Origin of the sequence: Pseudarthrobacter sp. LT1 (assembly GCF_035621795.1) — a bacterium.
GTDB lineage: Bacteria > Actinomycetota > Actinomycetes > Actinomycetales > Micrococcaceae > Arthrobacter.
In genome coordinates this window covers 3,329,868-3,350,070 of the sequence record NZ_CP141830.1, presented here as the reverse complement: position 1 = coordinate 3,350,070, position 20,203 = coordinate 3,329,868, and the positions used below count along the sequence as shown (strand labels likewise).

28 protein-coding genes are annotated in these 20,203 nt (G+C 62.3%); 27 read left to right on the top strand and 1 reads right to left on the bottom strand.

Annotation, left to right across the window (positions count from 1 at the left end; genetic code table 11):
• Positions 1-69: 69 nt before the first annotated feature.
• From fusA to VIK36_RS15720, 4 genes are all read left to right on the top strand, one after another.
• Positions 70-2,184 (top strand): elongation factor G, encoded by a 2,115-nt coding sequence (gene fusA / locus VIK36_RS15735; RefSeq protein ID WP_324642644.1) that lies wholly within the window; start codon positions 70-72, stop codon positions 2,182-2,184.
• A 254-nt stretch (positions 2,185-2,438) separates the two neighbouring features.
• A complete protein-coding gene (gene tuf / locus VIK36_RS15730) occupies positions 2,439-3,629 on the top strand; it encodes an elongation factor Tu (RefSeq protein ID WP_141159762.1) in 1,191 nt (396 codons plus the stop codon).
• A 162-nt stretch (positions 3,630-3,791) separates the two neighbouring features.
• On the top strand, positions 3,792-3,917 hold the full coding sequence (locus tag VIK36_RS15725) for a hypothetical protein (RefSeq protein ID WP_255172848.1): 126 nt from the start codon (positions 3,792-3,794) through the stop codon (positions 3,915-3,917).
• Positions 3,918-4,023: 106 nt separating this feature from the next.
• Positions 4,024-5,274 (top strand): Nramp family divalent metal transporter, encoded by a 1,251-nt coding sequence (locus tag VIK36_RS15720; RefSeq protein ID WP_324642643.1) that lies wholly within the window; start codon positions 4,024-4,026, stop codon positions 5,272-5,274.
• Between the two features lie 47 nt (positions 5,275-5,321).
• Here VIK36_RS15720 and VIK36_RS15715 read toward each other — a convergent pair whose 3' ends face one another.
• Entirely contained in the window at positions 5,322-6,758 is a 1,437-nt protein-coding gene (locus VIK36_RS15715) for a GH1 family beta-glucosidase (protein ID WP_255172846.1), read from the bottom strand.
• Between the two features lie 396 nt (positions 6,759-7,154).
• Here VIK36_RS15715 and rpsJ point away from each other — a divergent pair, with 396 nt between their 5' ends.
• From rpsJ to map, 23 genes are all read left to right on the top strand, one after another.
• Positions 7,155-7,463 (top strand): 30S ribosomal protein S10, encoded by a 309-nt coding sequence (rpsJ, locus tag VIK36_RS15710; protein ID WP_003803825.1) that lies wholly within the window; start codon positions 7,155-7,157, stop codon positions 7,461-7,463.
• A 17-nt stretch (positions 7,464-7,480) separates the two neighbouring features.
• Positions 7,481-8,131, top strand: a complete 651-nt coding sequence (gene rplC / locus VIK36_RS15705; protein ID WP_307425018.1) for a 50S ribosomal protein L3 — start codon at positions 7,481-7,483, stop codon at positions 8,129-8,131.
• Between the two features lie 4 nt (positions 8,132-8,135).
• Positions 8,136-8,756: a 50S ribosomal protein L4 gene (gene rplD, locus VIK36_RS15700; RefSeq protein ID WP_175316316.1), complete on the top strand. Its 621-nt coding sequence runs from the start codon at positions 8,136-8,138 to the stop codon at positions 8,754-8,756.
• The gene (gene rplW, locus VIK36_RS15695) at positions 8,753-9,058 is read left to right on the top strand and encodes a 50S ribosomal protein L23 (RefSeq protein WP_011692807.1); all 306 of its coding nucleotides are present in this window, start codon (positions 8,753-8,755) and stop codon (positions 9,056-9,058) included. Before rplD ends, rplW begins: the two co-directional genes overlap by 4 nt.
• A 29-nt stretch (positions 9,059-9,087) precedes the next feature.
• Entirely contained in the window at positions 9,088-9,927 is an 840-nt protein-coding gene (rplB, locus tag VIK36_RS15690) for a 50S ribosomal protein L2 (protein ID WP_159631363.1), read from the top strand.
• A gap of 12 nt (positions 9,928-9,939) precedes the next feature.
• The gene (gene rpsS, locus VIK36_RS15685) at positions 9,940-10,221 is read left to right on the top strand and encodes a 30S ribosomal protein S19 (RefSeq protein ID WP_003803803.1); all 282 of its coding nucleotides are present in this window, start codon (positions 9,940-9,942) and stop codon (positions 10,219-10,221) included.
• A gap of 38 nt (positions 10,222-10,259) precedes the next feature.
• Positions 10,260-10,625 (top strand): 50S ribosomal protein L22, encoded by a 366-nt coding sequence (gene rplV / locus VIK36_RS15680; protein ID WP_009358304.1) that lies wholly within the window; start codon positions 10,260-10,262, stop codon positions 10,623-10,625.
• Positions 10,626-11,456 carry a 30S ribosomal protein S3 gene (gene rpsC, locus VIK36_RS15675; RefSeq protein ID WP_141942674.1) on the top strand — a complete coding sequence of 277 codons (831 nt, stop codon included), beginning with the start codon at positions 10,626-10,628 and terminating at the stop codon, positions 11,454-11,456.
• The gene (gene rplP, locus VIK36_RS15670) at positions 11,457-11,873 is read left to right on the top strand and encodes a 50S ribosomal protein L16 (protein ID WP_043454603.1); all 417 of its coding nucleotides are present in this window, start codon (positions 11,457-11,459) and stop codon (positions 11,871-11,873) included.
• A gap of 2 nt (positions 11,874-11,875) precedes the next feature.
• A complete protein-coding gene (rpmC, locus tag VIK36_RS15665; protein WP_159631364.1) occupies positions 11,876-12,205 on the top strand; it encodes a 50S ribosomal protein L29 in 330 nt (109 codons plus the stop codon).
• Positions 12,202-12,507, top strand: a complete 306-nt coding sequence (gene rpsQ / locus VIK36_RS15660; protein ID WP_043454607.1) for a 30S ribosomal protein S17 — start codon at positions 12,202-12,204, stop codon at positions 12,505-12,507. Before rpmC ends, rpsQ begins: the two co-directional genes overlap by 4 nt.
• 479 nt (positions 12,508-12,986) lie before the next feature.
• A complete protein-coding gene (rplN, locus tag VIK36_RS15655; protein WP_003803789.1) occupies positions 12,987-13,355 on the top strand; it encodes a 50S ribosomal protein L14 in 369 nt (122 codons plus the stop codon).
• Between the two features lie 3 nt (positions 13,356-13,358).
• Positions 13,359-13,721, top strand: a complete 363-nt coding sequence (gene rplX, locus VIK36_RS15650; protein ID WP_142032009.1) for a 50S ribosomal protein L24 — start codon at positions 13,359-13,361, stop codon at positions 13,719-13,721.
• Complete coding sequence (rplE, locus tag VIK36_RS15645; RefSeq protein WP_018769138.1) at positions 13,721-14,302, top strand: 50S ribosomal protein L5; 582 nt, start codon at positions 13,721-13,723, stop codon at positions 14,300-14,302. The genes rplX and rplE overlap by 1 nt, the downstream gene beginning before the upstream one ends.
• A gap of 82 nt (positions 14,303-14,384) precedes the next feature.
• Positions 14,385-14,783 (top strand): 30S ribosomal protein S8, encoded by a 399-nt coding sequence (gene rpsH / locus VIK36_RS15640; protein ID WP_015937843.1) that lies wholly within the window; start codon positions 14,385-14,387, stop codon positions 14,781-14,783.
• Positions 14,784-14,801: 18 nt separating this feature from the next.
• Positions 14,802-15,338 (top strand): 50S ribosomal protein L6, encoded by a 537-nt coding sequence (gene rplF, locus VIK36_RS15635; RefSeq protein WP_159631365.1) that lies wholly within the window; start codon positions 14,802-14,804, stop codon positions 15,336-15,338.
• Between the two features lie 2 nt (positions 15,339-15,340).
• Entirely contained in the window at positions 15,341-15,724 is a 384-nt protein-coding gene (gene rplR, locus VIK36_RS15630; RefSeq protein ID WP_159631366.1) for a 50S ribosomal protein L18, read from the top strand.
• Positions 15,721-16,437: a 30S ribosomal protein S5 gene (gene rpsE / locus VIK36_RS15625; protein ID WP_255172842.1), complete on the top strand. Its 717-nt coding sequence runs from the start codon at positions 15,721-15,723 to the stop codon at positions 16,435-16,437. Before rplR ends, rpsE begins: the two co-directional genes overlap by 4 nt.
• 2 nt (positions 16,438-16,439) lie before the next feature.
• Positions 16,440-16,646 (top strand): 50S ribosomal protein L30, encoded by a 207-nt coding sequence (gene rpmD, locus VIK36_RS15620; RefSeq protein ID WP_009358731.1) that lies wholly within the window; start codon positions 16,440-16,442, stop codon positions 16,644-16,646.
• Positions 16,647-17,132 carry a 50S ribosomal protein L15 gene (gene rplO / locus VIK36_RS15615; protein WP_013601817.1) on the top strand — a complete coding sequence of 162 codons (486 nt, stop codon included), beginning with the start codon at positions 16,647-16,649 and terminating at the stop codon, positions 17,130-17,132.
• Between the two features lie 210 nt (positions 17,133-17,342).
• Complete coding sequence (gene secY / locus VIK36_RS15610; RefSeq protein WP_324642635.1) at positions 17,343-18,653, top strand: preprotein translocase subunit SecY; 1,311 nt, start codon at positions 17,343-17,345, stop codon at positions 18,651-18,653.
• Positions 18,654-18,658: 5 nt separating this feature from the next.
• The gene (locus VIK36_RS15605; protein ID WP_201302397.1) at positions 18,659-19,228 is read left to right on the top strand and encodes an adenylate kinase; all 570 of its coding nucleotides are present in this window, start codon (positions 18,659-18,661) and stop codon (positions 19,226-19,228) included.
• 73 nt (positions 19,229-19,301) lie between these two features.
• Positions 19,302-20,129, top strand: a complete 828-nt coding sequence (gene map / locus VIK36_RS15600) for a type I methionyl aminopeptidase (protein WP_324642634.1) — start codon at positions 19,302-19,304, stop codon at positions 20,127-20,129.
• The last annotated feature ends 74 nt before the right edge of the window (positions 20,130-20,203 follow it).

The window sequence follows — 20,203 nt, the reverse complement described above, 5'->3', positions numbered from 1 at the left end:
TACTCCCCGGGCGCCGCCGGCTCAACCGAGCCGGCGGCGAACGTGTAGTCCATCCCAAAAGGAGACCCCGTGGCACAGGACGTGCTTACCGACCTTAGTAAGGTCCGCAACATCGGCATCATGGCCCACATCGATGCCGGCAAGACCACCACCACCGAGCGCATCCTGTTCTACACGGGTGTGAACCACAAGATCGGCGAAACGCACGACGGCGCTTCGACCACCGACTGGATGGAACAGGAAAAGGAACGCGGCATCACCATCACGTCTGCCGCCGTGACCTGCTTCTGGGAAAACAACCAGATCAACATCATCGACACTCCCGGCCACGTGGACTTCACGGTTGAGGTGGAGCGCTCCCTGCGCGTCCTCGACGGTGCAGTTGCCGTCTTCGATGGCAAGGAAGGCGTTGAGCCGCAGTCCGAGACTGTTTGGCGCCAGGCGGACAAGTACAACGTTCCGCGTATCTGCTTCGTCAACAAGATGGACAAGCTCGGTGCTGATTTCTACTTCACCGTAGACACCATCATCAGCCGCCTCGGTGCCAAGCCGCTGGTCATGCAGCTGCCCATCGGCGCTGAGAACGACTTCATCGGCGTCGTGGATCTGCTCTACATGCGTGCACTGGTGTGGCCCGGCGACGCCAAGGGCGACGTGACCATGGGTGCCAAGTACGAGATCCGCGAGATCCCGGCTGACCTCCAGGAAAAGGCCGAGGAGTACCGCGCGAACCTCGTTGAGACCGTCGCCGAGTCCTCCGAGGAACTCATGGAGAAGTACCTCGAGGGTGAAGAGATCTCGATTGACGAGCTCAAGGCCGGCATCCGCAAGATGACCATCAACTCCGAGCTCTACCCGATCTTCTGCGGCTCCGCGTTCAAGAACCGCGGCGTTCAGCCCATGCTCGACGCGGTTGTGGACTACCTGCCGAACCCGCTTGACGTCCCCCCGATGGTCGGCCACGACCCTCGCGACGAAGAGAAGGAACTGACCCGCAAGCCTTCCGCTGAAGAGCCGTTCTCGGCCCTGGCGTTCAAGATTGCGGCCCACCCCTTCTTCGGCCAGCTCACCTTCATCCGCGTGTACTCCGGTCACGTGGAAGCAGGCGCCCAGGTGGTCAACTCCACCAAGGGCAAGAAGGAGCGCATCGGCAAGCTGTTCCAGATGCACGCCAACAAGGAAATGCCCGTTGAGGGCGCTACCGCCGGCCACATCTACGCAGCCATCGGCCTGAAGGACACCACCACCGGTGACACCCTGTGCGATGCCAGCAACCAGATTGTGCTCGAGTCCATGAGCTTCCCGGAGCCCGTGATCTCGGTTGCCATCGAGCCGAACACCAAGGGTGACCAGGAGAAGCTCTCCACGGCCATCCAGAAGCTCTCCGCTGAGGACCCCACCTTCCAGGTGTCCCTCAACGAAGACACCGGCCAGACCATCATCGCCGGCATGGGCGAGCTCCACCTGGACATCCTGGTGGACCGCATGCGCCGCGAGTTCAAGGTTGAGGCCAACGTAGGCAAGCCCCAGGTTGCTTACCGCGAAACCATCAAGCGCGCCGTCGAACGCCACGACTACACGCACAAGAAGCAGACCGGTGGTTCGGGTCAGTTCGCAAAGATCCAGATTGCCATCGAGCCGCTGGACACCGCCGAGGGCGAGCTGTACGAGTTCGAGAACAAGGTCACTGGTGGCCGCGTTCCCCGCGAGTACATCCCGTCTGTTGACGCGGGCATCCAGGACGCACTGAACGACGGCGTCCTGGCCGGCTACCCGGTTGTTGGCATCAAGGCCACGCTGATCGACGGCGCGTACCACGATGTTGACTCCTCGGAAATGGCGTTCAAGATCGCCGGCCGTATGGCTTTCAAGGAAGCTGCACGCAAGGCGAACCCGGTTCTGCTCGAACCGCTGATGGATGTCGAGGTCCGCACCCCTGAGGAATACATGGGTGAAGTTATCGGTGACCTCAACTCCCGCCGTGGCCAGATGCAGTCCATGGAAGATGCACAGGGCGTCAAGGTCATCCGTGCGCACGTTCCGCTGTCCGGCATGTTCGGCTACATCGGTGACCTGCGCTCGAAGACCCAGGGCCGCGCTGTGTACTCCATGACGTTCAACAGCTACGCCGAGGTCCCGAAGGCAGTTGCCGACGAGATCATCCAGAAGTCCCGCGGCGAGTAGTCCTTCGGACTTTCGAAGCGAACACCTCGGTGGCGCTGTCTGCCAGCGGACAGCGTGGCCGGTGCAGGTGGCCGGGCCGGCCGGAGTCATCCGGCCGGATTCCGGCCCCTGCACGAACAGGCTCAGGGGATTAGTATTAGTTCCTGAATCTGCAATTTCACCAATCCAAAGCCCCCCAAGTAGACTTGCCTGAGTTCTACCGCGATAAGCGCGGCTGGAGGGCAAGCTATTTGAAAACGTTCTAGGAGGAACCTGTGGCAAAGGCAAAGTTCGAGCGGACTAAGCCGCACGTCAACATCGGCACCATTGGTCACGTTGACCACGGTAAGACGACGCTGACGGCCGCCATTTCCAAGGTGCTGTACGACAAGTACCCGGATCTCAACGAGAAGCGTGACTTCGCGTCGATCGACTCTGCACCCGAAGAGCGTCAGCGCGGTATTACCATCAACATCTCCCACGTGGAGTACCAGACCGAGAAGCGTCACTACGCACACGTTGACGCCCCCGGCCACGCTGACTACATCAAGAACATGATCACCGGTGCTGCCCAGATGGACGGCGCAATCCTCGTGGTTGCCGCTACCGACGGCCCGATGGCTCAGACCCGCGAGCACGTTCTGCTGGCCCGCCAGGTTGGTGTTCCCTACCTGCTGGTCGCACTGAACAAGGCTGACATGGTCGATGACGAGGAACTCCTCGACCTCGTCGAAATGGAAGTTCGTGAGCTCCTCAGCTCGCAGGGCTTCGATGGCGACAACGCTCCGGTTGTCCGCGTTTCGGGCCTGAAGGCCCTGGAAGGCGACCCCGAGTGGGTTAAGTCCGTTGAGGACCTGATGGCTGCTGTCGACGAGTCCGTTCCGGACCCCGTACGTGACCGTGACAAGCCGTTCCTGATGCCGATCGAAGACGTCTTCACCATCACCGGCCGTGGCACCGTTGTTACGGGCCGCGCCGAGCGTGGAACCCTCGCCATCAACTCCGAGGTCGAGATCGTCGGCATCCGCCCGGTCCAGAAGACCACGGTTACCGGTATCGAGATGTTCCACAAGCAGCTCGACGAAGCATGGGCCGGCGAGAACTGTGGCCTGCTGCTCCGCGGTCTGAAGCGCGACGATGTCGAGCGTGGCCAGGTTGTCGTCAAGCCGGGTTCCATCACCCCGCACACCGACTTCGAGGCTAACGTCTACATCCTCTCCAAGGACGAAGGCGGACGTCACAACCCGTTCTACTCCAACTACCGCCCGCAGTTCTACTTCCGTACCACGGACGTAACCGGCGTTATCACCCTGCCCGAGGGCACGGAAATGGTTATGCCTGGCGACAACACTGAGATGACCGTTGCGCTCATCCAGCCCATCGCTATGGAAGAGGGCCTCGGCTTCGCTATCCGCGAAGGCGGCCGCACCGTTGGTTCGGGACGCGTTACCAAGATCATCAAGTAGTACTTGCTGATCAAGGATCCGCCGGGCTCCGGCCCGCGCTGAATCCACAAAGAAAGCCCCGCTGCTCCAAGCAGCGGGGCTTTCTTTTGCCCTTTTGGCAGGACCCTGCGGGTGCGGGGGGAGTGGCCACTGATACTGTTGCAGCACTGAAAGGAGATCATCATGGGGTGGCTTATTTTCCTGATCGTCGCGGTGGCCGTCGTGGGCGGGGTGTTCTGGGTCAAAAGGAATTTCCGGCACGAGATTGACCGGGCCAAGCGGATCAACAGGGCAAACAAGAACCAGTAGGAGGAGTTGCAGGCTCATTTGCTGGTGCCCCTTATTCCTACTTTTCGGTATACCTAAATTCGCGGTATCCTCGTCTTATTGACGCCCGCAACGACGAGGACACGTGATGGCTGTTTCAACATTGGCCGCGGAATCCGCCACCACCAGAGTGTGGTCCCGCCTCCTGCTGCTCGGGCCCGCGTTCGTGGCCGCCATCGCGTACGTGGACCCGGGGAACGTGGCGGCGAACCTGACCGCCGGCGCTAACTTCGGGTACCTGCTCGTGTGGGTTCTGGTGGCAGCGAATGCCATGGCGGTGCTGATCCAGTACCAGTCAGCCAAGCTGGGTCTGGCCACCGGAATGAGCCTGCCGGAAATCCTCGGCAAACGCCTGGGAGCCGCCCGGCGCCGCGCCTACTGGGTGCAGGCTGAGATCGTTGCCGGGGCAACGGATATGGCGGAAGTCATTGGCGGCGCCGTCGCGCTCAACCTTCTGTTCGGCCTGCCCCTGCTGACGGGCGGGTTCATCATCGGCCTGGCGTCCATGCTGCTGCTGGCACTGCAGTCAAACCGGAGTCAGAAGTCCTTTGAGCTTGCCATCCTGACCCTGCTTGGCGTCATCGCCGTCGGGTTTGTTTCAGGCCTGTTCGTCGCGCCGCCGGATGCCGGTGGTGCCCTCGCCGGCCTTGTGCCACGCTTCGAGGGAACCGACACCGTCCTGCTCGCCGCCAGCATGCTCGGGGCGACTGTCATGCCGCACGCGATCTACCTGCACTCGGCCCTGGCCAGGGACCGCCACGGCTTCTCAGAGGATCCGGCGGTCAGGACACGGTTGATCCGCGCCACCCGCGTGGATGTCGCCGGTGCCCTGCTGCTTGCCGGAATCGTCAATATCGCCATGCTCCTGCTGGCCGCCACCAGCCTTCGCGGAGTTGAGGGGACGGACACCATTGCCGGTGCGCACGCAGCCGTGACGTCGGCACTGGGGCCCGTCATCGGCGTCGCATTCGCCATAGGCCTCCTGGCCTCGGGCCTGGCATCCACGTCGGTGGGGTGCTACGCGGGGGCCACCATCATGGGCGGCCTGCTCAAGGTCAGGATTCCGCTGCTGATCCGCCGCACGCTCACCTTGATCCCGGCTCTGCTGGTCCTGGGCGCCGGCGTTGAACCTACGCTGGCCCTGGTCCTCAGCCAGGTCCTCCTGAGTTTCGGCATTCCGTTCGCGCTGATTCCACTGATCCGCCTCACCGGCAGCCGCAAGGTGATGGGCATCCACGCGGACTCGAAACTGCTTCGGATCGCGGGCTGGACGAGCGCCACGCTCATCGTGGGCCTGAACTGCGTGCTGATTTTCCTCACAGTGCTGGGCGTCCATTGACGTGCCCCCAGTGACATGCCGCTGGTGACCGGCCAGCCACCCGCCGGCTAGTCCTGCCGGTGGCCCCGGGCGCGGGACAGCGCCTGGTACCAGTAGAAGGACCGTTTGGGGGTCCGCTCCAGTGAATCGAAGTCCACGTGCACCAGGCCAAAACGCTGCGAGTAGCCGGCGGCCCACTCGAAATTGTCCATCAGTGTCCACACGTAATAGCCGCGCAGGTCAACGCCCTCTGCCATGCCGCCGGGAGCCGTGGCCTCAAGCGCCGTCCCCAGATGCGCAGCCAGATACTCCACGCGGTCCGTGTCCTCCAGCGTCTCTGAAACCCTGTCGGGTTCAGGAAAGCTGGCCCCGCCCTCGGTGATGTACAGCGGCGGGAGGGCCTCCCCGTACCGGTCCCGCATTTCCCGCAGCAGAACCCCCAGGTGCTCCGGGGCAACCGGCCACCCGAAGCCGGTGCTGCCGTATTCCGGATACCCCACTTCGTGGAAGGGCAGCTTGGCCACTTCCTTGTGCATGTCCGCGGGCATGGGTGTGATGCCCGGTCCCAGGGCCACCTTCACCGGGAAGTAGTAGTTGAGCCCGTAGAAGTCCAGGGGCTGGTGGATGGTCTTGAGGTCGGCGTCGGAGATCCTGCCGATGGAGCGCAGCCACGGCTTGGCGTACAAGGGCAGTGAGGGGTAGCGGCCCAGCAGGACGGGATCAGCGTAGATCCTGTTCATGAGGAGGTCGTACAGGTGTGCGACGAGCCGGTCGCCGATCTTCCGTGTGGCGGGCCTGACGGGGGAGTGCAGGTTGGTCAGGCCAACGCCACCGGCCACTCCGGCCGCCCGCAGCGCCTGCACGCCGAGCCCGTGCGCCAGAAGCTGGTGGTGGATGGCGGGAAGGGCATCGAACATCAATTTGCGTCCCGGCGCGTGCACCCCCAGGGCATAGCCGTTGAGGGTGACCGAGACGGGTTCGTTGAGGGTAACCCATTGGTCCACTCGGTCGCCGAACCGCTCACCGGCGGCCCGGGCGTAGTCACCGAACCTATCGGCAGTGTCCCGGTTCAGCCAGCCGCCGCGGTGTTCCAGCGGCAAGGGGGTGTCCCAGTGGTACAGGGTGGCCATGGGGGAAATGCCGGCATCGAGGAGCTGGTCGATCAGGCGGTCGTAGAAGTCCAGGCCTTCGGCATTGAAAGTGCCGCGGCCGTCGGGCTGGATGCGTGGCCAGGAAAGCGAGAACCGGTAGGAGTCAACGCCCAGCTGCTTGAGCAGCGCAACATCCTCGGGCAGGCGGTTGTAGTGGTCGCACGCCACGGCGGGGGAGTGCCCGTCCATGATGGCGCCGGGCTTCTCTGCGAAGGCATCCCACCCGGACGGTCCGCGGCCGCCCGCCTTCAGTGCGCCTTCTATTTGGAACGCCGCAGCTGCGACGCCCAGGGTAAACGACGGCGGCACGCGCCCGGCCAGTTCCGTCACCGATTCAGTGCCTTCCAGGGTCATGCCCCTATCATCCAGCCCGTTCCTTTCCACGGCAATGGGGCTTGAGGGGGACGAAGCGAAGCCAATTCGCATCTGCCAGGCTTTTCCGGCATACTAGATGAGTTGTTCAAGCGCTTCTTCGCGTCCCGATCCGGATAATGCCGGGTGCAGGGTCCAAGTTGAAGACCAAACATAACCCACCCCAATGGAATTGCGGATTTGTATGCGTGTTCAGCGCGACACGCCCGACCGCGGGGGTCGGTTGCGCCGGCAAGGTGAGGAACCCGGATTTATCCGGATTCAGTTTGTGCGGCGGATGGTGGTTACGACCTCAAATGCTTCGGCAGCCATACAACGAGTAAGTGAACAGGGCAGCCCTAAACCGGGGAAGCACAGACTGAAAGAGAGTCAGGCGACATGGCGGGACAAAAAATCCGCATCCGGCTGAAGTCATACGACCACGAGGTCATTGACGTTTCAGCACGGAAGATCGTTGAGACGGTCACGCGCGCAGGCGCAACGGTAGTTGGCCCCGTGCCGCTGCCGACGGAGAAGAACGTGTACTGCGTTATCCGCTCTCCGCACAAGTACAAGGACAGCCGCGAGCACTTTGAAATGCGCACGCACAAGCGTCTTATCGACATCATCGATCCCACGCCGAAGGCTGTTGACTCGCTCATGCGTCTCGACCTGCCGGCTGACGTGAACATCGAAATCAAGCTGTAGGGAGGTGCTGAGAGACTATGACCGCAACCCGTAACGTAAAGGGCCTGCTGGGCACGAAGCTCGGCATGACCCAGGTCTGGGACGAGAACAACAAGCTCATCCCCGTCACTGTGGTCCAGGCAGACTCGAACGTCATCACCCAGCTGCGCAACGCAGAAGTTGATGGCTACGTCGCCGTTCAGATCGGCTACGGCCAGATCGATCCCCGCAAGGTCACCAAGCCGCTGGCTGGTCACTTTGAAAAGGCAGGCGTCACGCCTCGCCGCCACGTCGTCGAACTTCGTACCGCAGATGCTGCCGAGTACGAGCTGGGCCAGGAGCTCTCTGTAGAGCTCTTCGAAGCCGGCCAGAAGATCGACGTCGTCGGGACCACCAAGGGTAAGGGCTTCGCCGGTGTCATGAAGCGTCACGGCTTCCACGGCGTTGGCGCTTCCCACGGTGCCCACAAGAACCACCGTAAGCCCGGTTCAATCGGTGGCGCATCCACCCCGAGCCGCGTCTTCAAGGGCATGAAAATGGCCGGCCGCATGGGCGCCGTTCGTCACACCACGCTGAACCTCACGGTTCACGCGGTCGACGTCGAGAAGTCGCTGCTCCTTATCAAGGGTGCCGTTCCCGGTGCCCGTGGCCAGGTCGTCTTCGTACGCACCGCCGTGAAGGGAGCCTAGTTCAATGGCTAACACTGTCCAGGTTGACCTGCCTGCAGAGATCTTCGACGTTCAGACCAACGTGCCGCTGCTGCACCAGGTTGTCGTTGCCCAGCTCGCTGCTGCCCGCCAGGGAACCCACAAGACCAAGACCCGCGCTGAAGTTTCCGGTGCAGGACGCAAGCCGTTCAAGCAGAAGGGCACCGGCCGCGCCCGTCAGGGTTCCATCCGTGCTCCTCACATGACCGGCGGTGGCGTTGTCCACGGTCCCACCCCGCGTGACTACAGCCAGCGCACCCCCAAGAAGATGATTGCTGCTGCACTGCGCGGCGCACTGTCTGACCGGGCCCGCAACGGTCGTATCCACGTTGTCGCTGACCTGGTTGAAGGCACCAAGCCCTCCGCCAAGAACGCACTGGCAACGCTCCGCGGTGTTTCCGACCGCAAGAACCTGCTGGTCGTCATCGAGCGCGATAACGACGTTGCTGCACTGTCCGTGCGCAACCTCGCCGGCGTTCACGTTCTGTACGCAGACCAGCTGAACACCTACGACGTTCTCGTCTCTGATGACGTTGTCTTCACCAAGGCTGCCTACGACGCATTCGTTGCCGCTAAGGCAGCTAAGAACGAGGAGGATGCCAAGTGAGTGCAGCCACCATCAAGGATCCCCGCGACGTCGTGCTTGCACCCGTCGTGTCGGAAAAGAGCTACGGCCTGATCGACGAGGGCAAGTACACCTTCCTGGTGGACCCCCGTTCGAACAAGACCGAGATCAAGCTGGCCGTGGAGAAGATTTTCTCCGTCAAGGTCGAATCGATCAACACCATCAACCGTGCCGGTAAGCGCAAGCGCACCAAATTCGGATGGGGTACCCGCAAGAACACCAAGCGTGCGATTGTCACCCTCAAAGAAGGCACCATCGACATCTTCGGCGGTCCGCTCGCGTAGCGGAGACCACTTTAACGAGGAAATAAATTATGGGAATCCGTAAGTACAAGCCGACTACCCCGGGCCGTCGTGGCTCGAGCGTAGCGGACTTCACCGAAATTACGCGGTCGACGCCGGAAAAGTCGTTGGTACGTCCGCTGCCCAAAAAGGGCGGCCGTAACAACTCCGGTAAGATCACCACCCGTCACAAGGGTGGCGGACACAAGCGCCAGTACCGTCTGATCGACTTCCGTCGCCACGACAAGGACGGCGTCAACGCCCGCGTTGCCGAAATCGAGTACGATCCGAACCGCACGGCTCGCATCGCCCTCCTGCACTACGTTGATGGCACCAAGCGTTACATCATCGCTCCCAACAAGCTCTCCCAGGGTGACGTTGTCGAAGCAGGTGCCGGTGCTGACATCAAGCCCGGTAACAACCTGCCGCTGCTCAACATCCCGGTGGGTACTGTCATCCACGCAGTTGAACTGCGTCCCGGGGGCGGCGCCAAGATGGGCCGCTCCGCCGGCGCATCGATCCAGCTTGTTGCCAAGGAAGGCCGCTTCGCCCAGCTGCGCCTGCCTTCCGGCGAAATCCGCAACGTTGACGTGCGCTGCCGCGCAACCGTCGGCGAGGTCGGCAACGCCGAGCAGTCGAACATCAACTGGGGCAAGGCCGGCCGTATGCGGTGGAAGGGCGTCCGCCCGACCGTCCGTGGTGTTGCCATGAACCCGGTTGACCACCCGCACGGTGGTGGTGAGGGTAAGACGTCCGGTGGACGTAACCCCGTCAACCCGAACGGTAAGCGGGAAGGCCGCACCCGCCGCCCCAACAAAGAGAGCGACAAGCTTATTGTGCGTCGCCGTCGTACTGGCAAGAACAAGCGATAGGAGCCTGGACACATGCCACGCAGCCTGAAAAAAGGTCCTTTCGTTGACCAGCACCTCTTTGTGAAGGTAGCCAGGGAAAACGAAAAGGGCACCAAGAACGTCATCAAGACCTGGTCCCGCCGTTCGATGATCATCCCCGACATGCTCGGACACACGATCGCCGTACACGACGGACGCAAGCACATCCCGGTGTTTGTCACTGAGTCGATGGTCGGGCACAAGCTCGGCGAATTCGCTCCCACGCGGACATTCCGCGGCCATGTCAAGGACGACCGTAAGGGCAAGCGCCGCTAGGCGCCTGCGTTTACGTCAAAGACGAGAGAAGGAAAGCAATGGAAGCCAAGGCAATTGCGCGCCACATCCGCGTAACGCCTATGAAGGCCCGGCGCGTCGTCAACCTTGTTCGTGGATTGCAAGCGAATGAGGCTCTGGCAATTCTGAAGTTTGCCCCGCAGGCAGCTTCGGAGCCGGTATTCAAGGTAGTTCAGTCAGCAATCTCCAACGCCCGGGTCCTCGCGGACCGCGACGGCGTGGCGTTTGACGAAGGCGACCTCATCATCAGCGAAGCGTTTGTTGATGAAGGCCCGACCATGAAGCGGTTCCAGCCGCGTGCCCAGGGTCGTGCATTTCAGATCAAGAAGCGCACCAGCCACATCACCGTGGTAGTCGCTACCCCGGAGAAAGAGGAGGCTCGCTAAGTGGGACAGAAAGTAAACCCGCACGGGTTCCGACTCGGCATCACCACCGATCACGTATCGCACTGGTTCGCTGACAGCACCAAGGCCGGCCAGCGGTACAAGGACTTCGTTCGCGAAGACATCCGCATCCGCCAGCTCATGTCCACGGGCATGGAGCGCGCCGGCATCGCCAAGGTCGAGATCGAGCGCACCCGTGACCGCGTCCGCGTGGACATCCACACGGCCCGTCCCGGCATCGTCATCGGCCGCCGTGGAGCAGAAGCAGACCGCATCCGCGGCGAGCTCGAAAAGCTCACCGGCAAGCAGGTCCAGCTGAACATCCTCGAGGTCAAAAACCCCGAGATGGAAGCACAGCTTGTGGCCCAGGGCGTTGCAGAGCAGCTGACTTCCCGCGTGGCATTCCGCCGTGCGATGAAGAAGGCCATGCAGTCCGCACAGCGTGCAGGTGCCAAGGGCATCCGTATCGCCTGCTCGGGCCGCCTGGGTGGCGCTGAAATGTCCCGCTCGGAGTTCTACCGCGAAGGCCGTGTGCCCCTGCACACCCTCCGCGCGAACATCGACTACGGCTTCTACGAAGCCAAGACCACCTTCGGCCGCATCGGTGTGAAGGTCTGGATCTACAAGGGTGACGTCACCGCCAAGGAACTGGCCGCACAGGCTGCTGCCGCACCGTCCCGCGGTGGCCGTGGCGAGCGTCCCGGCCGCCCGGGTGGCGCTGACCGCGGTGACCGCCGCCGTCGCAACGACCGTCCGGCCGCTGAAGCAGCTCCTGCTGCCGAAGCACCGGCAGTTGAAGCAGCACCTGCTGCTGCAGAAGGAGGACAGGCTTAAATGCTTATCCCACGTCGAGTAAAGCACCGTAAGCAGCACCACCCGGGTCGTTCCGGCGCTGCTACGGGCGGCACCCAGGTCTCCTTCGGTGAGTACGGCATCCAGGCCCTGAGCCCGGCATACGTCACCAACCGTCAGATCGAGTCCGCTCGTATCGCAATGACCCGCCACATCAAGCGTGGCGGTAAGGTCTGGATCAACATCTACCCGGACCGTCCGCTGACCAAGAAGCCTGCCGAAACCCGCATGGGTTCCGGTAAGGGTTCACCGGAATGGTGGGTCGCCAACGTCAAGCCGGGCCGGGTTCTGTTCGAACTCTCCGGTGTCAATGAAGAGGTAGCTCGCGAGGCCCTGCGCCTGGCAATCCACAAGCTGCCGTTGAAGGCACGCATTGTGCGTCGCGAGGGTGGTGAATAGAAATGGCAGTAGGATCCAAGGATCTGGCTCCCGCACAGCTGGACGGTTTCGACAACGAGCGTCTCGTTGAAGAACTCCGCAAGGCCAAGGAAGAGCTGTTCAACCTGCGTTTCCAGTCCGCCACCGGACAGCTGGAGAACCACGGTCGCCTGCGCGCGGTAAAGAAGGACATCGCACGCATCTACACCGTTCTCCGCGAACGCGAGCTGGGCATTCGTGCCGAGGTTGCCGCACCGGTTGTGGAAGCCAAGGAAGAGAAGAAGTCCAAGAAGGCTTCAACCAAGAAGGCCGAAAAGGCTGAAAAGGCTGAGACCGAGGAGGACGCCAAGTGAGTGAAAAGGACCAGAACGTGACCGAAACTGCTACCGAAGCCAAGGCTGGGCAGCGCGGTTACCGCAAGACCCGTCGCGGTTACGTGGTCTCCGACAAGATGGAAAAGACCATCGTTGTCGAGGTTGAGGACCGCGTGAAGCACGCACTGTACGGCAAGGTCATCCGCCGTACCTCCAAGGTCAAGGCACACGACGAAGAGAACACCGCCGGCATCGGCGACCTCGTTGTCATCGCCGAGACCCGTCCGCTGTCCGCCACCAAGAACTGGCGGCTCGTGGAAATCCTCGAAAAGGCCAAGTAGCACCTGCTGCTTCGCTGGAAGCCCCTGCTCCCTTCCGGGAGCGGGGGCTTCCTCGCTTAACCGGGGCGTCACGCCGGACAGCTTTTGGCGGCAGCGGACGACGGCGGCGCGTGGCCTGGCGGGGGAGCGGCGCCCTGGGCGGGCGGAAAGGCTGTCCTGCCTGCCGCCGTCGTCCGTCTTGCCGGGCAGGGGACGGTGGTGATATGGGGACCGGCGGAAAACATGCTAGGATATTGAGTTTGTATGGCGCCTTTCGCGTGCCATCATCAACCTCGTAAACAAGCGTGCCACAGCATAGTGCCCCTGTGCGCCCGGGATCCGTCCCGGACCGGGTGGGAGCAACTGCTTCTGGCACGGGCGTTTAGGCCTGGTCTGGCAAAATCCAGGCAGGTCAAGAGACACCCCGATCAACCGTTCCGCAAGGCTCATTCCGTAGCAACATCACGGCCTGAGAACCGGCGCGACGCAAGGAGTAAATAGTGATTCAGCAGGAGTCGCGACTCAAGGTCGCCGACAACACGGGTGCTAAGGAAATCCTTACCATTCGCGTTCTCGGCGGATCCGGCCGTCGCTACGCAGGCATCGGTGACGTCATTGTCGCCACCGTCAAGGATGCAATCCCGGGCGGCAACGTAAAGAAGGGCGATGTGGTCAAGGCCGTCATCGTCCGTACCAAGAAGGAACGCCGCCGTGCGGATGGTTCCTACATCAAGTTTGACGAGAACGCAGCTGTGATCCTGAAGAACGACGGTGACCCCCGCGGTACCCGTATCTTCGGACCGGTTGGTCGTGAACTGCGTGACAAGAAGTTCATGAAGATCGTTTCTCTGGCTCCGGAGGTGCTCTAGTCCATGGCTGCAAAGATCAAGAAGGGTGACCTGGTTCAGGTCATCACTGGCGCCAAGGCTGAGCGCGGCGGTGACCGCGGCAAGCAGGGCAAGGTTCTGCGCGTATTCACCGACACCAACCGCGTGCTGGTCGAGGGTATCAACCGCGTCACCAAGCACACCCGGGTTGGACAGTCGCAGCGCGGCACCAAGACCGGCGGCATCGAGGTTGTAGAGGCCCCGATCCACATCTCCAACGTGGCGCTGGTTGACCCGTCGACCAAGAAGCCGACCCGCGTGGGCTTCCGCCTCGACACCGTGGAGAAGAACGGCGTCCAGAAGACTGTCCGTATCCGCGTGTCCAAGAGCTCCGGGAAGGACATCTAATGACTGAGACTCTCGAGACTCCGGCAACGAAGATCGTTCCTCGTCTGAAGACCAAGTACGCCGAATCCATCAAGGCAACGCTCCAGGATGAATTCAAGTACGAGAACGTGAACCAGGTACCCCGTCTGGTGAAGGTTGTTGTGAACATGGGTGTTGGAGATGCCGCCAAGGACTCCAAGCTGATCGACGGCGCTGTCCGCGACCTCACCCAGATCACCGGCCAGAAGCCGCAGGTTACCAAGGCCCGCAAGTCGATCGCACAGTTCAAGCTGCGCGAAGGCATGCCCATCGGTGCACACGCAACCCTGCGTGGCGACCGCATGTGGGAATTCGTGGACCGCCTGGTCACCCTGGCACTGCCCCGTATCCGCGACTTCCGCGGCCTCAGCGGCAAGCAGTTCGATGGCAACGGCAACTACACCTTCGGTCTGACCGAGCAGGTTATGTTCCACGAAATCGACCAGGACAAGATCGACCGCGTCCGCGGTATGGACATCACGGTTGTGACCACTGCCAAGACCGATGACGAAGGCCGCGCGCTGCTCAAGGCGCTTGGTTTCCCGTTCAAAACCGAAGCTTAATTAACTACGTAAAAGGTCCGGCCGCTCCGCTCCGTCAAGGACGGAACGGCGGAAACCGTTACGAGGAAGGGCATGAGCCCACATGACAATGACAGATCCTGTCGCAGATATGCTTACGCGCCTGCGTAATGCAAACTCGGCATACCACGACTCCGTGTCTATGCCTTACAGCAAGCTCAAGGCACGCGTTGCCGACATCCTCAAGGCCGAAGGTTTCATCGCCGGCTGGAAGGAAGAGGACGCCGAGGTCGGCAAGAAGCTGACCCTGGACCTCAAGTTCGGTCCGAACCGCGAGCGTTCCATCGCCGGTGTACGCCGCATCTCCAAGCCGGGCCTCCGCGTTTACGCGAAGTCCACCAACCTCCCGCACGTGCTCGGTGGCCTGGGTATCGCTATCCTGTCCACCTCTTCCGGCCTCCTGACTGACAAGCAGGCCGGCAAGAAGGGCGTGGGCGGCGAAGTCCTCGCGTACGTCTGGTAACGGGAAAGGAAGAGAATAATGTCACGTATTGGACGTCTCCCCATCACCGTTCCTGCCGGCGTTGAGGTCAAGGTTGACGGCTCTGTCGTCAGCGTCAAGGGTTCCAAGGGGGAGCTGACCCACACTGTGGCCAGCCCCATCGAGGTTGCCCTGGACGAGAACACCCTGACCGTCAGCCGCCCGAACGACGAGCGCGCCTCCCGTTCACTCCACGGCCTGACCCGCACCCTGATCGCCAACATGATCCAGGGCGTCACCGCAGGCTACGAGAAGAAGCTTGAAATCGTCGGTACCGGTTACCGCGTTCAGGCCAAGGGATCTGACCTTGAGTTCGCTCTTGGCTACAGCCACCCGGTCAACGTTTCGGCTCCGGCCGGCATCACCTTTGCAGTAGAGGGACCGACCAAGCTCTCTGTCTCAGGTATCAACAAGCAGCAGGTCGGCGAGGTTGCTGCCAACATTCGCAAGCTGCGGAAGCCTGACCCGTACAAGGGCAAGGGCATCCGTTACGCCGGCGAAGTCATCCGCCGCAAGGTCGGAAAGGCTGGTAAGTAACCATGGCCATCTCCATTAACAAGAAGCGTACGAACAAGAGCAAGGCTGCTGGTCGCAGCCGCCGCCAGCTTCGTATCCGCAAGCGCATTTCCGGTACGGCTGTCCGCCCCCGCCTGGTGGTCAACCGCTCCGCACGCCACGTATTTGTCCAGGTTGTCGATGACACCATTGGCCAGACCGTAGCAAGCGCGTCCACTCTGGAAGCCGACCTTCGTGCATTCGACGGTGACAAGACTGCCAAGGCCAAGCGCGTCGGCGAGCTCGTTGCCGAACGTGCCAAGGCTGCCGGCGTCGAGGCTGTTGTCTTCGACCGTGGTGGTAACAAGTACCACGGCCGGATTGCCGCCGTCGCTGACGGTGCACGCGAAGGTGGGCTGTCACTGTGACCGAAGCAAACAAGGAAAAGGACACTGTGTCTGCAGATCAGAAGGCGCCCGAAGCGGCAGCTGCTGAGACCACTGCCCCCGCTGCCGACGACCGCCGTGGTGGCGCCCGTCGCGGCGAGCGTGGCGACCGTGGCCAGGGCCGCGGCGACCGCGGTGGCCGTGGCGGCCGCGACGGTGGCCGTGAAGCCGAAAAGAACCAGTTCGTAGAGCGCGTTGTCACCATCAACCGCGTTTCCAAGGTGGTCAAGGGTGGTCGTCGCTTCAGCTTCACCGCTCTGGTCGTCGTTGGTGACGGTAACGGCATGGTCGGCGTGGGCTATGGCAAGGCCAAGGAAGTTCCCGCTGCTATCGCCAAGGGCGTTGAAGAGGCTAAGAAGTCCTTCTTCCGCGTTCCCCGCGTTGGCAACACCATCCCGCACCGCGTTCAGGGTGAAGCCGCTGCCGGCGTCGTAATGCTGCGTCCGGCTTCCGCCGGTACCGGTGTTATCGCCGGTGGTCCGGTCCGTGCAGTACTGGAGTGCGTGGGCATCCACGACATCCTCTCCAAGTCGCTCGGTTCCTCCAACGCCATCAACATCGTTCACGCGACCGTTGATGCCCTGAAGCGCCTCGAAGAGCCGGCAGCAGTGGCAGCACGCCGCGGCCTGCCGCTGGACGAGATCGCTCCGGCAGCGCTGGTGAAGGCCCTCCTGGCTCCGAAGGCAGGTGTTTAGTCTTGGCTAAGAACCTGGTCCCCTCCGACGCTCAGTTGGAAATCACTCAGATCAAGTCCGCCATTGGCGGCAAGCAGAACCAGCGCGACACCCTGCGGTCCCTCGGCCTGAAGCGGATTGGACACACCGTTGTCCGCACCGCCGACGCCGTGACCGTTGGAATGCTCAACACGGTTCCGCACCTGGTAAAGGTAGAGGAGGCGAAGTAAATGGCAGAGAACACTGCTGATAAGGCGCAGGCTGCTGAGAAGCAGAACGCCCTGAAGGTTCACCACCTGCGTCCCGCACCGGGTGCCAAGACCGCCAAGACCCGTGTTGGTCGTGGTGAGGCATCCAAGGGTAAGACCGCCGGCCGTGGTACCAAGGGTACGGCTGCCCGCTACCAGGTGAAGGCTGGCTTTGCCGGCGGCCAGCTGCCGCTGCACATGCGCCTTCCGAAGCTGCGTGGCTTCAAGAACCCGTTCCGGGTTGAGTTCCAGGTTGTAAACCTGGACAAGCTCAACGAGCTGTTCCCGGAAGGTGGCGCAGTCACCGTGGAGAACCTGGTCGAAAAGGGTGCCGTTCGCAAGAACCAGCCCGTCAAGGTGCTGGGCACCGGCGACATCACCGTCAAGGTTGACGTCACCGCCCACGCATTCTCGGCCAGCGCCGCTGAAAAGATTGCTGCAGCAGGCGGAAGCACCACCGCCCTGTAAGGGACGGCGCCAGCTGTAAAACTCCCGGTATCCGCGGGCTTCGGCCCCGGATACCGGGAGTTTTTCGTATCCGCCGGGCGAACAATTCCCGCCATCCGGCGCATGACGGCTGGCCCGGATTGTTCGCTCGGCGCATAGACCCGTTAGACTCGGATGTCGGGATTTATCAAATTCCGTCACCCACCCCTTATTGACACCACAGGAGGACGCTTGCTTAGCGCATTTGGCCGGGCCTTTCGCACGCCTGATCTGCGACGCAAGTTGTTGTTCACGCTGGGAATCATCACCATCTTCCGCTTGGGTGCTTTCATTCCCTCGCCCGGTGTGAACTACCAGAATGTCCAGCAATGCTTGCATAACGGTCAGACCGCCGGCGGGCTGTACCAGCTCGTCAACCTCTTCAGCGGCGGCGCGTTGCTCCAGGTGTCCATCTTCGCCCTGGGCATCATGCCCTACATCACGGCCAGCATCATCGTCCAGCTGCTTCGGGTGGTCATTCCCCGGTTCCAGCAGCTTTACGAAGAGGGCGCGTCGGGGCAGTCGAAGCTGACCCAGTACACCCGTTACCTCACCATCGCGCTGGGCCTGCTCAACGCCACCACCCTGGTGTCCCTGGCCCGCTCAGGGCAGCTGCTTCCCGGGTGCCAGTTGCCGGTGATTCCTGACAGCAGCATCATCACCACCATCCTGATCATCATCACGCTCACGGCCGGCACCGGCCTGATCATGTGGATGGGCGAGCTCGTCACGGAAAAGGGCGTGGGCAACGGCATGTCGCTGCTCATTTTCACGTCCATCGCCGCCCAGTTCCCCACCTCCCTCGGTGCCATCTGGACCTCGCAGGGGCCGGGAACCTTCTTCCTCGTCCTGGTGGTGGGTCTCCTCACCGTGGCCCTGGTGGTCTTCGTCGAGCAGTCACAGCGCCGCATCCCGGTGCAGTACGCCAAGCGGATGATCGGCCGCCGCACCGTGGGCGGCACCAGTACCTACATTCCCATCAAGGTGAACATGGCCGGTGTCATTCCGGTGATCTTCGCTTCCTCCATGCTCTACATTCCCGGGCTGATCGCGCAGTTCAACCAGCCCCGGAACGGCGAGCCAATGCAACCGTGGGTTGAGTGGATCAACAACAACCTGACCCGCGGTGACCACCCGATCTACATGGCGGTTTATTTCGTCCTGATCGTGTTCTTCACCTACTTCTACGTCGCGATTACCTTCAACCCTGAAGAAGTCTCAGACAACATGAAGAAGTACGGCGGCTTCATCCCAGGTATCCGCGCCGGCCGGCCGACCGCTGATTACCTGCAGTACGTGCTCTCACGGATCACCCTGCCTGGCGCCCTCTACCTGGGCTTCGTGGCACTGATCCCGCTGGTGGCACTCGTGCTGATCAACGCAAACCAGAACTTCCCGTTCGGTGGCACCTCGATCCTGATCATGGTGGGCGTTGGGTTGGAGACCGTAAAGCAGATTGATGCGCAGCTACAACAACGTCACTACGAAGGGCTTTTGCGATGACGAGAATGCTGATTATTGGACCTCCCGGTTCCGGAAAAGGAACGCAGGCGGAGCGGATTTCAGAACGCCTCGGCGTTGTGGCCATCTCCACCGGTGACATCTTCCGTGCCAACGTGAAGGGCGAAACTCCGCTCGGCGTCGAGGCCAAGAAGTACATGGACAACGGTGACTTCGTCCCGGACAGCGTGACCAACAAGATGGTCCGTGACCGCCTGAACGAGTCCGATGTCGAGAACGGCTTCCTGCTGGACGGCTACCCGCGCACCACCGCGCAGGTGGACTACCTGGACGAGATCCTCGCCGACGGCGACGAGAAGCTCGACGTGGTCCTGCAGCTGACTGCCGACGACGAGGAGCTGGTACACCGCCTACTGGGCCGGGCCAAGGAAACAGGCCGGAGCGACGACAACGAAGCCGTCATCCGCCACCGCCTGGACCTCTACCACGAGCAGACCGAAGCTGTGGTGGCGAAGTACGCCGACCGCGGCATCCTCACCAAGGTTGACGGGATCGGTCCGATCGACGAAGTTACCAACCGCGTGATGCAGGCCATCAAGGCCGCACAGGCCGCCTGACCCAAGGCGCCCGGTTTTATCGAGGCTCCTCCCGGCATCCGGGAGGAGCCTCAGCCATTTGAAAGGAATCATCATGGCCTTCGGCCAGCCCCGCATCGAATACAAGAACAACGCCCAGATGCGCACCATGCACGAGGCCGGCCTGGTCCTTAGCCGTGCACTGGATGCCGCCGTTGCCGCCGCGGTGCCGGGGGTCACCACCAAGCACCTGGACGATGTCTTCGCCGCCGTGCTCAACGAGGCAGGCGCCAAGTCCAACTTCCTGGGCTACCACGGCTTCCCGGCGACCATCTGCACGTCCGTCAATGAAGAGGTGGTGCACGGCATTCCGGGAAGCCGCGTCCTGCAGGACGGCGACATCATCTCCATCGATGGCGGCGCGATCGTCAACGGCTGGCACTCGGATTCCGCGCGCACGGTGATCGTGGGAACAGCGGACCCCGAGGACCAGCGCCTCTCGGTCGTTACGCAGGCTGCCATGTGGCGGGGGATCGCTGCCCTGGCCGGCGGCTCGCATGTGGGGGACATTGGCGCCGCCATTGACGACTACGTCTCCTCCGTACCCGGCAAGCCGCTGGGCATCCTGGAGGACTACGTGGGCCACGGCATTGGCTCCGAGATGCACATGGCCCCGGACGTCCTGAACTACCGCACCAACCACCGCGGCCCCAAGATCAAGCCGGGCCTGTGCCTCGCCATCGAACCCATGCTGGTCCGGGGCGCCATCGAGACCGCAGTCCTGGAGGATGACTGGACCGTGGTGACCACCGACGGCAAGCGCTCCTGCCAGTGGGAGCACTCCGTGGCAGTGCACGAGAAGGGCATTTGGGTGCTTTCGGCGCCCGACGGCGGTGCGGAGCACCTGGTTCCCCTTGGCGTCACCCCGGTGCCGATCCCCTAAGGGACGCACTTCCCCCTCTTCGACGCGCATTTTCCTGCGTGACGCACAAAAGCCCTGGCGCGACCCGGATCCGG

Bases quoted from the DNA above. Each gene is read 5' to 3' on its own strand.
- rplR (WP_159631366.1), top strand. From the start codon at position 15,341: ATGGCCATCTCCATTAACAAGAAGCGTACGAACAAGAGCAAGGCTGCT.
- rpsH (WP_015937843.1), top strand. From the start codon at position 14,385: ATGACAATGACAGATCCTGTCGCAGATATGCTTACGCGCCTGCGTAAT.
- rplX (WP_142032009.1), top strand. From the start codon at position 13,359: ATGGCTGCAAAGATCAAGAAGGGTGACCTGGTTCAGGTCATCACTGGC.
- rplP (WP_043454603.1), top strand. From the start codon at position 11,457: ATGCTTATCCCACGTCGAGTAAAGCACCGTAAGCAGCACCACCCGGGT.
- rplO (WP_013601817.1), top strand. From the start codon at position 16,647: ATGGCAGAGAACACTGCTGATAAGGCGCAGGCTGCTGAGAAGCAGAAC.
- rplB (WP_159631363.1), top strand. From the start codon at position 9,088: ATGGGAATCCGTAAGTACAAGCCGACTACCCCGGGCCGTCGTGGCTCG.
- map (WP_324642634.1), top strand. From the start codon at position 19,302: ATGGCCTTCGGCCAGCCCCGCATCGAATACAAGAACAACGCCCAGATG.
- rplD (WP_175316316.1), top strand. From the start codon at position 8,136: ATGGCTAACACTGTCCAGGTTGACCTGCCTGCAGAGATCTTCGACGTT.
- rplE (WP_018769138.1), top strand. From the start codon at position 13,721: ATGACTGAGACTCTCGAGACTCCGGCAACGAAGATCGTTCCTCGTCTG.
- rplV (WP_009358304.1), top strand. From the start codon at position 10,260: ATGGAAGCCAAGGCAATTGCGCGCCACATCCGCGTAACGCCTATGAAG.
- VIK36_RS15725 (WP_255172848.1), top strand. From the start codon at position 3,792: ATGGGGTGGCTTATTTTCCTGATCGTCGCGGTGGCCGTCGTGGGCGGG.
- VIK36_RS15605 (WP_201302397.1), top strand. From the start codon at position 18,659: ATGCTGATTATTGGACCTCCCGGTTCCGGAAAAGGAACGCAGGCGGAG.
- rplC (WP_307425018.1), top strand. From the start codon at position 7,481: ATGACCGCAACCCGTAACGTAAAGGGCCTGCTGGGCACGAAGCTCGGC.
- VIK36_RS15720 (WP_324642643.1), top strand. From the start codon at position 4,024: ATGGCTGTTTCAACATTGGCCGCGGAATCCGCCACCACCAGAGTGTGG.
- rplF (WP_159631365.1), top strand. From the start codon at position 14,802: ATGTCACGTATTGGACGTCTCCCCATCACCGTTCCTGCCGGCGTTGAG.
- rpsJ (WP_003803825.1), top strand. From the start codon at position 7,155: ATGGCGGGACAAAAAATCCGCATCCGGCTGAAGTCATACGACCACGAG.
- VIK36_RS15715 (WP_255172846.1), bottom strand. From the start codon at position 6,758: ATGACCCTGGAAGGCACTGAATCGGTGACGGAACTGGCCGGGCGCGTG.
- rpmC (WP_159631364.1), top strand. From the start codon at position 11,876: ATGGCAGTAGGATCCAAGGATCTGGCTCCCGCACAGCTGGACGGTTTC.
- rpsS (WP_003803803.1), top strand. From the start codon at position 9,940: ATGCCACGCAGCCTGAAAAAAGGTCCTTTCGTTGACCAGCACCTCTTT.